The organism is Pseudomonas sp. 1121_17, assembly GCF_052850745.1.
Genome location: NZ_VXCX01000003.1, coordinates 499192 through 512000 on the forward strand (window position 1 = coordinate 499192; position 12809 = coordinate 512000).

8 protein-coding genes are annotated in these 12809 nt (G+C 61.6%); 6 read left to right on the forward strand and 2 right to left on the reverse strand.

Translation table 11 applies throughout. From position 1 onward, the window contains the following. Window positions 1–5: 5 nt before the first annotated feature. Complete coding sequence (locus FW789_RS09890; protein ID WP_186697457.1) at window positions 6–3056, forward strand: multidrug efflux RND transporter permease subunit; 3051 nt, start codon at window positions 6–8, stop codon at window positions 3054–3056. A gap of 51 nt (window positions 3057–3107) precedes the next feature. Here the strand turns inward: FW789_RS09890 and FW789_RS09895 are convergent, their stop codons facing one another. After that, on the reverse strand, window positions 3108–3668 hold the full coding sequence (locus tag FW789_RS09895; protein WP_103436141.1) for a response regulator transcription factor: 561 nt from the start codon (window positions 3666–3668) through the stop codon (window positions 3108–3110). Next, window positions 3668–4924, reverse strand: a complete 1257-nt coding sequence (locus FW789_RS09900) for an ATP-binding protein (protein WP_446431388.1) — start codon at window positions 4922–4924, stop codon at window positions 3668–3670. Before FW789_RS09900 ends, FW789_RS09895 begins: the two co-directional genes overlap by 1 nt. A 203-nt stretch (window positions 4925–5127) precedes the next feature. Here FW789_RS09900 and FW789_RS09905 point away from each other — a divergent pair, with 203 nt between their 5' ends. The 5 genes from FW789_RS09905 (at window position 5128) to FW789_RS09925 (ending at window position 12745) form a co-directional block, all read left to right on the forward strand. Then, window positions 5128–5841: an SIMPL domain-containing protein gene (locus FW789_RS09905; RefSeq protein WP_101316759.1), complete on the forward strand. Its 714-nt coding sequence runs from the start codon at window positions 5128–5130 to the stop codon at window positions 5839–5841. Window positions 5842–6160: 319 nt separating this feature from the next. After that, complete coding sequence (locus FW789_RS09910) at window positions 6161–7786, forward strand: ABC transporter substrate-binding protein (RefSeq protein ID WP_207072436.1); 1626 nt, start codon at window positions 6161–6163, stop codon at window positions 7784–7786. Window positions 7787–7996: 210 nt separating this feature from the next. Beyond that, complete coding sequence (locus tag FW789_RS09915; protein ID WP_446431389.1) at window positions 7997–9589, forward strand: ABC transporter substrate-binding protein; 1593 nt, start codon at window positions 7997–7999, stop codon at window positions 9587–9589. Window positions 9590–9699: 110 nt separating this feature from the next. Further along, window positions 9700–11076, forward strand: a complete 1377-nt coding sequence (locus FW789_RS09920) for an OprD family porin (protein WP_103436137.1) — start codon at window positions 9700–9702, stop codon at window positions 11074–11076. Window positions 11077–11146: 70 nt separating this feature from the next. Next, window positions 11147–12745, forward strand: coding sequence for an ABC transporter substrate-binding protein (locus FW789_RS09925; protein WP_446431390.1), 1599 nt, complete (start codon window positions 11147–11149; stop codon window positions 12743–12745). Window positions 12746–12809 lie beyond the last annotated feature (64 nt).

A 12809-nucleotide genomic window follows, 5' to 3' on the forward strand; every position in this document is an offset into this window, starting at 1 on the left:
CTGACATGGCGTTCACAGACCCGTTCATCCGCCGCCCGGTGCTGGCCAGTGTGGTCAGCCTGCTGATCCTGCTGCTCGGCTTTCAGGCCTGGAGCAAACTACAGATCCGCCAGTACCCACAAATGGAAAACGCCCTGATCACGGTGACCACCGCCTACCCCGGGGCCAACGCCGAGACCATCCAGGGCTACATCACCCAGCCGCTGCAGCAGAGCCTGGCCAGTGCCGAAGGCATCGACTACATGACCTCGGTGAGCCGGCAGAACTTCTCCATCATCTCGATCTACGCGCGGGTTGGCGCCAACAGCGACCGGTTGTTCACCGAGCTGCTGGCCAAGGCCAACGAAGTGCGCAACAAGCTGCCGCAGCAGTCCGAGGCACCGGTGTTGAGCAAGGAAGCGGCAGACGCCTCGGCGCTGATGTACATCAGCTTCTACAGCGAGCAGATGAGCAACCCGCAGATCACCGACTACCTGTCGCGGGTGATCCAGCCCAAGCTGGCGACCCTGCCTGGCATGGCCGAGGCCGAGATCCTCGGCAACCAGGTGTTTGCCATGCGTATCTGGATCGACCCGGTCAAATTAGCCGGCTTTGGCCTGACCGCCAATGACGTCACCGATGCCGTGCGCCGCTACAACTTCCTCTCGGCCGCAGGCGAGGTCAAGGGCGAGTACGTGGTCACCAGCATCAACGCCACCACCGAATTGAAATCACCGGAGGCGTTTGCTGCATTGCCGCTGAAGACGGCCGGCGACACTAGGGTGCTGCTCGGCGATGTCGCCCGGGTCGAGATGGGGGCCGAAAACTACGACACGGTCAGCTCGTTCGACGGTACGCCCTCGGTGTACATCGGCATCAAGGCCACGCCGTCGGCCAACCCGCTCGAGGTAATAAAGGAAGTGCGGCGGGTCATGCCGGAGCTGGAAGGTCAACTACCGGCCGGGCTCAAGGTGTCGATTGCCTACGACGCCACGCTGTTCATCCAGGCCTCCATCGACGAAGTGATCAAGACCCTCGGCGAAGCGGTGCTGATCGTCATCGTCGTGGTGTTCCTTTTCCTCGGCGCGCTGCGCTCGGTGCTGATCCCGGTAGTCACCATCCCGCTGTCGATGATCGGCGTGCTGTTCTTCATGCAGACCATGGGCTACTCGCTGAACCTGCTGACCTTGCTGGCGATGGTGCTGGCGATCGGCTTGGTGGTGGACGATGCGATCGTGGTGGTGGAAAACATCCATCGCCATATCGACGAAGGCAAGACGCCGTTCGATGCGGCGCTGCAAGGCGCCCGCGAAATTGCGATACCGGTAGTGTCGATGACCATCACCCTGGCTGCGGTGTATGCACCGATTGGTTTTCTCGAAGGCCTTACCGGTGCGCTGTTCAAGGAGTTTGCCCTGACCCTGGCAGGTGCAGTGGTGATCTCCGGCATCGTCGCCCTGACCCTGTCGCCGATGATGTGCGCGTTGCTGCTGCGCCGCGAGCAGAACGCCAGTGGCCTGGCGCATCGCCTCGACCGGATCTTCGACGGCCTCAAGGTGCGTTATCAACGGCTGCTGCACGGCACTCTCGACAGCAGGCCGGTCGTGGTGGTGTTTGCCGTGATCATCCTGTGCCTGATCCCGGTGCTGCTCAAGTTCACCCAGAACGAGCTGGCGCCCGACGAGGATCAGGGCGTGATCTTCATGATCAGCAGTGCGCCGCAGCCGACCAACCTTGATTACCTGAACACTTATACCAATCAGTACACCGGGATCTTCAAAGGCTTCCCGGAGTATTACTCGTCGTTCCAGATCAACGGCTTCAATGGCGTGCAGAGCGGCATCGGTGGCTTCCTGCTCAAGCCGTGGAACGAGCGCGAGCGCAGCCAGATGGAACTGCTGCCACTGGTCCAGGCCAAGCTTGCCGAAATCGCCGGCCTGCAGATCTTCGGCTTCAATCTGCCGGCGCTGCCCGGCACTGGCGAGGGTTTGCCGTTCCAGTTCGTGATCAATACCGCCGGTGATTACCCGGCGCTGCTCGAGGTCGCCCAGCGGGTCAAGGAGCGCGCGCAGGCGTCCGGCAAGTTCGCCTTCCTCGACATCGACCTAGCGTTCGACAAGCCCGAGGTGGTGGTCGACATCGACCGGGCCAAGGCGGCGCAGATGGGCGTGTCGATGGACGTGCTCGGCGGCACCCTGGCCACCCTGCTCGGCGAAGGCGAGATCAACCGCTTTACCCTCGAAGGGCGCAGCTACAAGGTCATCGCCCAGGTCGAACGCGCCTATCGCGACAACCCCCACTGGCTCAACAGCTACTACGTGAAGAACAACCAGGGCCAACTGCTGCCGTTGTCGACCCTGATCACCCTGAGCGACCGTGCTCGACCGCGCCAGCTCAACCAGTTCCAGCAGCTGAACTCGGCGATCATTCAGGGCGTGCCACTGGTGAGCATGGACGAAGCGCTGGCGACGGTGCGGCAGATCGCCGGTGAAGAAGCGCCAGAAGGCTTCTCGTTCGACTACGCCGGGGTATCGCGGCAGTTCGTCCAGGAAGGCAGCGCGCTGTGGGTAACTTTCGGCCTGGCGCTGGCGATCATCTTCCTGGTGCTGGCGGCGCAGTTCGAGAGCTTCCGTGACCCGCTGGTGATTCTGGTGACGGTGCCGTTGTCGATCTGCGGGGCCTTGCTGCCGTTGTTCCTGGGCCTGTCGAGCATGAACATCTACACCCAGGTCGGCCTGGTGACGTTGATCGGGCTGATTACCAAGCACGGCATTCTGATCGTCGAATTCGCCAATCAGCTGCGCAAGGACAAGGGGCTGGATGTGCGCGAAGCCATCGAAGAGGCGGCGGCGATCCGCTTGCGGCCAGTGCTGATGACGACCGCGGCGATGGTGTTCGGCATGGTGCCGTTGATTCTGGCGACAGGCGCTGGGGCGGTCAGCCGCTTTGACATCGGTATGGTGATTGCCACCGGGATGTCGATCGGGACCTTGTTCACGCTGTTTGTGCTGCCATGCATCTACACGCTGCTAGCGCACAAGACCGTGGCACGGGAGGCGGAAGTAACGCGCGTGTGAAGTACACGCTGCCGGCTGGATCGTCACTCGACCCAGCCGGCAGCGCTCACTTCAGCGGCGTACCGGGCGCTTCTGCAGCTTGCGCTGCAAGGTGCGCCGGTGCATGCCCAGCGCCCGCGCCGTGGCGGAGATATTGCCTTCGTGCTCGCCGAGCACGCGCTGGATGTGTTCCCACTGCAGGCGGTCTACCGACATGGGGTTTTCCGGCACCAGCGAATCCAGATCAGCGTGCTCGGACAGCAGCGCGGCCAGCACGTCATCGGCATCGGCCGGTTTGCACAGGTAATTGCAGGCGCCACGCTTGATCGCCTCGACCGCAGTGGCAATGCTTGAGTAACCGGTGAGGATCACCACGCGCATTTCCGGGTCCATCTCGAGCAGCTTGGGTAGCAGCACCAGGCCCGAATCACCCTCCATTTTCAGGTCCAGCGCGGCATAGTCGGGCAAATCGTTCTGGGCCAGGATCAGACCTTCCTCGGCCGACGATGCGGTGCTTACGCGGAAACCGCGGCGGCTCATGGCCCGGGACATGACCCGGGTGAAGGTGGCATCGTCGTCTACCAGCAACAGGTGCGGCAGCTCTTCGCCGTCGATCTGGGTTTCATCAGTCATCATTCATCTCCTCGCTTGCCACGGGGCAGGCGCAGCTCGGTAAGCGTGCCGCCCTGCTCATGACTATAGAGTTTCACCGAGCCGCCCGCACGCGTAACGCTGGCCTTGCTCAGAAACAGGCCAAGACCGAAGCCTTTGCCCTTGGTGGTAAAGAAGGGTTTGCCGATGGCCTCGGCAATGGCCGGAGGAATGCCCGGGCCATGGTCGCGGATACTGATGATGATGTCCTCGGCGTTCCAGTCGAGGCGCACTTCAAGGTCATCCGGGCAGGCATCGGCAGCATTGTTAAGCAGGTTCAGCAGCGCTTGGGTCAGGTCGGGCGGTGGGGTCAGTTGCGGCACCTCGCCATCGCGCAGGCGCTGGAAGCGGTAACTGGCTTCGGGGCGCATCAGGTGCCAGCGGTTGAGTGCTTCGTCGAGCCAGGCGGTAACGTCCTGCTTGACGATGGCCATGCGCCGGTTAGCCTCGGCGGCGCGCACCAGTTGCTGCAGGGTCTGTTTGCACAGCTTGACCTGGTCTTGCAGGATCGCCAGGTCTTCCTGCAACTGCGGGTCGTGATGGTCCTGGCGCATCTCGTTGATCAGCACGCTCATGGTCGACAGCGGCGTGCCCAGCTCATGCGCGGCACCGGCGGCTTGCGTGGCGACGGCCAACAATTGCTCATCGCGCAGACTCTCTTCGCGGCGCTCGCCACGCCATTGCTCCTGGCGGCGCAACTCTTCGGCCATGCGTGCGGCAAAGAAGGTGATCACCGCCGCGGCCAGAGCAATACTCAGCCACATGCCGTAGACCTGCATGGTGTCGCGCGCCAGCGGCAGCGTTTCCAGCGGATAGAACTGCACCAGCAACAGGCTGTAGGCGACCAGGGCCAGGCCCGAGAGCACCAGCGAGTAGATCCACGGCAAGGTCACCGCAGCAATCGCCAGCGGCACCAGGTAATAGGAGACGAACGGGTTGGTCGAGCCACCGGAGTAGTAGAGCAAGGCGCTGTGAATCAGCAGGTCACAGGCCAGCTGGAAGGCGTACTCGAGTTCGGTAACCGGCAGCGAAAGGCGCAGGCGCAAGGCGGTGAAGGCGCACAGCAGCGATGACAGCGCCAGGGTTGCCGCCAACGACAGCCACGGCAGCGGCAGCAGTTCGGTCCAGTAGGCAACGCCGACCGAGCCGGCTTGGGCGGCCAGCACCAGGACCCGAATCACGGTCAGGCGCCAGAGGTTCTGGCGAGTTGCAGACAACGGTTGGGCGGCAGCGAGCATGAGCTCTCCTGATGAGTGCTCCAGGGACATCGGCGGGAGTATACCCAAGCCTGGCCTTGCACTGCAGCGCTGCGGCAAAGCGCCACACTTTGTCACAGCTTGATGATGGCACTTTTGAACCCACTACACTGAAACCGGTCTTATGGGCCATGCGTGGCATGGACAATTACTCGCCACGCCTATTCTTCGCCAAGGAGTCACCTATGCATATGTCTCGTCGCAGCACTGCCCTGCTGCTTTCCTGCGGCCTGTTGGCCAGCCTCCCGGCGCTGGCTGAAGAGCCGCGTTACAACCAGGTCTCGCTGCGCGCCGAAGTCAGCAAGGAAGTGCCCCGCGACCTGATGGTCGTGACCCTTTACAGCGAAGCCCAGAACAGCGATCCGGGCAAGCTGGCCAAGGACATTACCGAGACCATGAACAAGGCCATGCAGCAGGCGCGTCAGGTCAAGGAAGTGAAAATCAGCCAGGGCAGCCGCAACAGCTACCCGGTCTACGACGCCAAGGGCCAGAAGATCACCGCCTGGCGCGAGCGTGCCGAGCTGCGCCTCGAGAGCGCCGACTTCCCGACCCTGTCCAAACTCACCGGCGAGCTGCTGCAGGACCTGAAGATGGGCGGCATGGACTTCTCCATTGCCCAGACTACGCGCAAGACCAGCGAAGACGAGTTGCTCAAGGATGCGGTAAATGCCTTCAAGGCTCGCGCTCAGCTGGCGACCGAGGCCCTCGGCGGCAAGGGTTACAAGGTGGTCAACCTGAACCTGAACAGCAGCGGCTATCCGCGCCCTTATATGCGCAGCGCGCCAATGGCGATGAAAGCCATGGGGGCTGATGAGGCGGCGGTGGCGCCTGAAATCGAAGCGGGCACTAGTGAAGTCAGCATGAATGCTGACGGTTTGATTGAAGTACTGATGCCTTGATCGATTGATCTGCACGTTATACCGGAAGGGGCCGCTTTGCGGCCCCTTCTTACATCGCTTTAAGCCCTTTCCTACGCCCAATGCGGCGCTTTCTCCTTGACATCCCGCTGCGCAACATGTGGCAAAAAGCCGCCATCTTCGCCGCGCAAACGGTCAACTTCGCCATCACTTACACCCAGGCGACATTATCGTACGATCGTTCCACATTCCGCCTGCCAGCCCTCCCCCACACTGTTGCATTGCCAATCTGCCGCGCATAAAGATCGATGGGTCGGCTCACAAGGCCATCTCAGCTAAAAAAGACAACAATGAGGCCATCATGCTCAAACATGCAGTCATTCCGCTTTTATTCGGCGCAGGCTTGCTCGCCGTGGCGCCGGCGGCCTTTGCCGCGAGCAACCTGGTGTTTTGTTCGGAGGGCAGCCCGGCAGGCTTCGATCCTGGTCAGTACACCACAGGCACCGATTTCGACGCTTCGGCCGAGACCATCTTCAATCGCCTCAGCCAGTTCGAGCGCGGCAGCACCAAGGTGATTCCGGGTCTGGCGACCAGTTGGGAAGTCTCCGACGACGGCAAGACCTGGACCTTCCACCTGCGCGAAGGGGTCAAGTTCCACACCACGCCGTACTTCAAACCGAGCCGCGACTTCAATGCCGATGACGTGCTGTTCACCTTCCAGCGCATGCTCGACAAGAACCACCCGTTCCGTAAGGCCTACCCCAGCGAATTCCCTTATTTCACCGACATGGGCATGGACCGCAACATCGCCAGCGTCGAAAAAATCGATGAGCACAGCGTGCGCTTTACCCTCAATGAGGTAGATGCAGCGTTCATCCAGAACATGGCGATGAGCTTTGCCTCGATCCAGTCAGCGGAATACGCCGATCAACTGCTAAAGCAGGGCAAGCCGGCCGACATCAACCAGAAGCCGATCGGCACCGGCCCGTTCGTTTTCAACAAGTATCAAAAGGACGCGCTGATCCGTTTCAAGGGCAACAAGCAGTATTGGCAAGCCGGTGAGGTCAAGCTCGACAACCTGATCTTCGCCATCACCACCGACGCCTCGGTGCGCATGCAGAAGCTCAAGCGTAACGAGTGCCAGGTGACGCTGTTCCCGCGACCGGCCGACATCCAGCCGCTCAAGGCCGACAAAGACCTGAAGATGCCTGACCAGGCTGGCTTCAACCTGGGCTATATCGCTTACAACGTGATGGACCAGATCAAAGGCAGCAACCAGCCCAACCCGCTGGCCCAGCTCAAGGTTCGCCAGGCCCTGGACATGGCGGTGAACAAGCCGCAGATCATTGAATCGGTGTACCAGGGCGCCGGCCAGCTGGCAGTCAATGCCCTACCGCCGACCCAGTGGTCTTACGACAGCAGCATCAAGGACGCCCCCTACGACCCGGAAAAAGCCAAGCAGCTGCTCAAGGAGGCCGGTATCAAGGAAGGCACCGAGATCACCTTGTGGGCCATGCCCGTGCAGCGCCCATACAACCCCAACGCCAAGCTGATGGCCGAGATGCTCCAGGCCGACTGGGCCAAGGTTGGCATCAAAGCCAAGATCGTCAGCTATGAATGGGGTGAGTACATCAAGCGCTCCAAAGGCGGCGAACAGGGCGCCATGCTGATCGGCTGGAGCGGTGACAATGGCGACCCGGACAACTGGCTGGGCACCTTGTACGGCTGCGATGCGGTCGACGGCAACAACTTCTCCAAGTGGTGCTACAAGCCCTATGACGACCTGATCAAGCAGGCCAAGGCCACCCCTGACCAAGCCAAGCGCAGCGAGCTGTACCAACAGGCGCAGCACATCCTCAAACAGCAGGTGCCGATTACCCCGATCGCTCACTCGACGGTGTACCAGCCGATGCGCAGCACGGTGCAAGATTTCAAGATCAGCCCGTTCGGCCTCAACTCCTTCTACGGCGTCAGCATCGCCAAATAACCCCGCCAGGCCCACTGCCAGCCCTTGGCAGTGGGCGCTGTAATTAGGCCATCGGACGGATCCCCCACCTCCGTCGGAAAATCCCTACAGCCTTTGGGGAAATCACAACCTGTCGCCCCCTTCCCTCCCGACGTAACGTCAGGAACGAGCAATTGCTGCCGTTCCAGCACCCCCGCTGCGGCTGACGTTGGATGAGGAGAAGGATCTGCCATGCGCCATATTCCGCTGTATTCGGTTGTATTAGGCCTGGGCCTGCTGACCCAGGCATCGCTCAGCCATGGCAACAGCCTGGTGTTCTGTTCCGAGGGCAGCCCGGCCGGCTTTGACACCGCCCAGTACACCAGCGCCACCGACAATGACGCCGCCGAACCGATCTACAACCGCCTGGTCGAGTTCGAGCGCAGCGGCACCGCAGTGCAACCAGCGCTGGCCGAAAGCTGGCAGGTCAGCGACGACGGCCTGCATTACTCCTTCAAGTTGCGTGCGGGGGTGAAATTCCACAGCAGCTCAACCTTCAAGCCAAGCCGCGACTTCAACGCCGATGACGTGCTGTTCACCTTCCAGCGCATGCTCGACCGTCAGCACCGCTTCCGCCTGGCGTACCCCAGCGAGTTTCCCTACTTCGTCAGCATGGGCCTGGACAAGAACATCGCCAGGATCGAAAGCAACGATCCGCTGAGCGTCAGCTTCACCCTGAATAGCGTCGATGCAGCGTTCATCCAGAACATCGCCATGAGCTTCGCCTCGATCCTCTCCGCCGAGTATGCCGAGCAGCTGCTCGCCACCGGCCGCCCGACCGACATCAACCGCAAGCCCATCGGCACCGGGCCGTTTGTGTTCAGCAAGTATCAGAAAGACTCGCAGATCCGCTACAAGCGCAACGCGCAATACTGGGCGCCTGAGCAAGTGCAGCTGGACAACCTGATCTTTTCGATCAACGTCGACCCGTCGGTGCGAATGCAAAAGCTGCGGCGTAACGAATGCCAGGTGACCCTGAATCCAAGGCCTGCCGACCTGCCGATGCTCAGCACTGACGACAACCTGCAGGTGTTGAGCATGCCGGGCTTCAATCTCGGCTATATCGCCTACAACACCCAGCACGCGCCGTTTGACCAGTTGCAGGTGCGCCAGGCCATGGACATGGCGGTCAACAAGCAGGCGATCCTGCAGGCGGTTTACCAGGACGCCGGGCAACTGGCCGTCAATGCCATGCCGCCGACGCAATGGTCCTACGACACCAGCATCAAGGACGCACTCTACGACCCGGCCAAGGCCAAGCGCCTACTAGACGAGGCTGGGGTCAAGCCCGGCACCGAAATCACCCTCTGGGCCATGCCCGTGCAGCGCCCTTACAACCCCAACGCCAAGTTGATGGCAGAGATGCTCCAGGCCGACTGGAACAAGCTCGGCTTCAAGGTGCGCATCGTCAGCTACGAGTGGGGTGAATACGTCAAGCGGATGAAAAGTGGCGAGCATGACGTCGCCCTGATCGGTTGGACCGGCGATAACGGCGACCCCGATAACTGGCTGGGCACGCTTTACAGCTGCGCCGCCATCGGCAGCAACAACTACTCGCGCTGGTGCGATCGCGAGTACGACCAACTGGTCCAGCAGGCCAAACAGGTCACCGACCCCGCCCAGCGCAGCGCGCTGTATCAACAGGCCCAGCAGCGCCTCAAGCAGCAGGTACCAATTACCCCGGTAGCCCATTCGACGGTCAATCAGCCGCTCAGCACTCGGGTCCAGGGCTTCAAGGTCAGCCCATTTGGCCGCAACGACTTCACTGGCGTCAGCGTCGACTGAGCCGCTGCGCCCGCCCTCTTCGCGGACACCCCGCGTCCTCCGGCAACACCGCAACCACCCGCGCTCACAAGGCGCGGCGATAACTAAAAAAATACAATGGAGCTGTAGTCATGAAACTACCCGTAACCACTGCACTGGCACTGTCGCTAGGTGCGTTCTGCACGGCCGCCCAGGCCGACACGCTCGGCGATGAGTTCTTCACCCTGAAGCTCAGGCCCAGTGCCCAAGCCGAGGCCAGCGGCTTTTTCGACGGCCAAAGCGTCACCGGCAGCACCCGCAACTGGTATGCCCGCGAACGCGCAGCACGCGCGCCGTTGTGGAAGTACAGCAAAAGCGACGGCAGCCGCCACGACACGCATAGCCGCAGCAACTGGCTGCAGGGCAGCATCCTCAACTACAGCTCAGGCTTCACCCAAGGCACTGTCGGCTTCGCCGCAGAAGTGGCGGCCTACAACGCTGTAGCCCTGGAGCGCGACCGCCGCTCGGTGGCCGGCCCCAACAACCGTACCCTGACCCACAGCAATGGCGACCCGCTCGACCAGTGGAGCAAAGCCGGCCTGGCCAATATCAAGGCGCGCATTTCCAACACCACCCTGACCGCGGGCCGCCAGTCGCTCGACACACCGATGCTGGCCAGCATCGGCAACCGTGCTCTGCCCTCGAGCTTTCAAGGCGTCAGCCTGCACAGCGCCGAATTCGACAAGCTCTCGTTCGACTTCGCCAGCTTCGACCGAGTCTCACCACGTACCGAACAAAGCTTGAGCAAGTTCCGCAGCGAGTATGGCGCTGCTGGCCTGGAAACCGACCGCGCCAGAACCGTCGGCCTCAACTATCAGCCGCTGCCCAACCTGAGCGCCAGCCTGTACGCGGCCAAAGTGGATGACTTCTGGAACCAGTACTACTTCGGCGCCAACCATGTGCTGGGAGACAGCGCAAGCCTGAGTCTGACCAGCGCCCTGCACTACTACAAAACAGAGGACGAAGGCCGCAAGAAGCTCGGTAAAATCGATAACGACACCTACAGCCTGTCGCTGGGCCTGACTCATCAGGCGCACAGCCTGACGGCGTCCTGGCAGCAGGTCATGGGCAACGAGTATTTCGACTACCTGCATGAAACCAACGGCATCTACCTGGCCAACTCATTACTCTCGGACTTCAACGGCCCCAACGAGAAATCGCTGCAGCTGGCCTATGTTCTGAACATGGCTTATTACGGAGTGCCCGGGCTCAAGTTCAATCTGTACAACGCCCGCGGCTGGGGCATCGACGGCACCCACTACCGCGGTACGGCCTATGACGTGCGCGGTCTGGACGGCGAGACCCACTACGAGTGGGGTGTCGGCAGCAGCTATGTGCTGCAGAGCGGCCCGTTGAAAGACACCAGCATCCGCGCTACCTATACCACCCACCGGGCCAGCAAGGCGCAGTCCGACGGCAGCCTGGATGAACTGCGCATCGTCACCACCATCCCTTTCAACATCCTTTGACCGTTGCCGCCGCGGCTCGCTGAGGCCGGCCGTGGCGGCTACGCTGGATCATTCATAGCAGGGAGGTTGCATGACATCTCTATCCCTACGCGCTGCCCTGGCAGCCCTGTTGACCCTCGCCGCAGCGGCAAACGTGGCGGCCAAGCCGCTGGTGGTGTGCACCGAGGCCAGCCCGGAAGGCTTCGACATCGTCCAGTACACCACCGCAGTGACTGCCGACGCTTCGGCCGAGACCGTGTTCAACCGTCTGGTCGACTTCAAACCCGGCACCACCGATATCCAGCCAGCGCTGGCCGAGCGTTGGGAGATCAGTGCCGATGCCCTGACCTACACCTTCCACTTGCGCCCAGGAGTCAAATTCCACAGCACCGATTACTTCACGCCGACCCGCGACTTCAACGCCGATGACGTGCTCTGGAGTTTTCGCCGCCAACTCGATCCGAACCATCCCTGGCACAACAAGACCAGTGTCGGTTATCCGTACTTCGAAAGCATGGCGTTCAGCAAACTGATCAAGTCGGTCGAGAAGACCGATCAGCTCACCGTGGTCTTTACCCTCAATCGGCCGGAAGCGCCGTTCCTGCGTGACATGGCCATGGCCTTCACCTCGATCTACTCCGCCGAATATGGCGATCAACTGCTCAAGGCCGGCACCCCCAACCTGCTCAACAGCAGGCCGATCGGCACCGGGCCGTTCATCTTCCAGCGTTATCGCAAGGATGCTCAGGTGCGCTACAAGGCTAACCCGGAGTATTTTCGTGGCAAGCCGGCGGCCGACCCGCTGATCTTCGTGATCGCCACTGATAACAATGTGCGGATACAGAAACTGCGCGCCAACGAATGCCAGGTCGCGCTGTATCCCAAGCCTGATGATGTGCCTTTGATCAAGCAGGACAAACGCCTGAAGGTGGCAGAGCTGGAAGCGCTGGTCACCGGCTACATTGCCATGAATACCCAGCGCAAATACCTCAGCGATGTGCGCGTGCGCCGCGCGATAAATCTGGCCTTCGACCGCCAGGCGCATGTTGACCAGCTGTTCGGCAAAGGCAACGCGCTTATGGCGGTCAACCCTTATCCGCCAAGCATGCCCGGCTTCAATACCGACAACCACAACCCACCTCGCGATCTGGACAAGGCCCGCGCGTTGCTGGCAGAGGCAGGTGTGCCGCCCGGCACCGTGCTCACCCTGTTCACGCGCAACGGCGGCGGCCCGACCAACCCCAACCCGCGCTTGTCTGCCGAGATGCTCCAGGCCGACCTCGCCCAGATCGGCATCAAGCTGGAGATCCGTGTGATGGAGTGGGCCGAGATGCTGCGCCGAGCGAAAAATGGCGAGGCCGACCTGGTCTCTACAGGCTGGGGCAGCGACAACGGCGACCCGGACAACTTCCTCACTCCGCTGCTCAGCTGCGATGCGGCCAAAAGCGGCGAGAACTATGCACGCTGGTGCAACTCTGAGTTTCAGGCACTGATCAGTCAGGCGCGCACCGTGATCGACGAAGATCAACGGGCAAACCTCTATTTCAAGGCCTTGGCGGTGTACGATGGCGACCAACCCTGGATCAGCATGGCCCATCCGAAAATGTTCACGGCCATGCGTGCGAATGTGGAGGGTTACCAGCTCAACCCTCTGACCAACAATAACTTCGCCACAACCCGGCTGGAGTAGCACGACAACAATGACCGCTGGCAGCCTGCACGGGAGCCGGCGGCGCAATCCGGACCAGCCGCCC

Coding starts and splice junctions, on each gene's coding strand:
- FW789_RS09890 (WP_186697457.1), top strand. CDS start 6: ATGGCGTTCACAGACCCGTTCATCCGCCGCCCGGTGCTGGCCAGTGTG.
- FW789_RS09895 (WP_103436141.1), bottom strand. CDS start 3,668: ATGACTGATGAAACCCAGATCGACGGCGAAGAGCTGCCGCACCTGTTG.
- FW789_RS09900 (WP_446431388.1), bottom strand. CDS start 4,924: ATGCTCGCTGCCGCCCAACCGTTGTCTGCAACTCGCCAGAACCTCTGG.
- FW789_RS09905 (WP_101316759.1), top strand. CDS start 5,128: ATGCATATGTCTCGTCGCAGCACTGCCCTGCTGCTTTCCTGCGGCCTG.
- FW789_RS09910 (WP_207072436.1), top strand. CDS start 6,161: ATGCTCAAACATGCAGTCATTCCGCTTTTATTCGGCGCAGGCTTGCTC.
- FW789_RS09915 (WP_446431389.1), top strand. CDS start 7,997: ATGCGCCATATTCCGCTGTATTCGGTTGTATTAGGCCTGGGCCTGCTG.
- FW789_RS09920 (WP_103436137.1), top strand. CDS start 9,700: ATGAAACTACCCGTAACCACTGCACTGGCACTGTCGCTAGGTGCGTTC.
- FW789_RS09925 (WP_446431390.1), top strand. CDS start 11,147: ATGACATCTCTATCCCTACGCGCTGCCCTGGCAGCCCTGTTGACCCTC.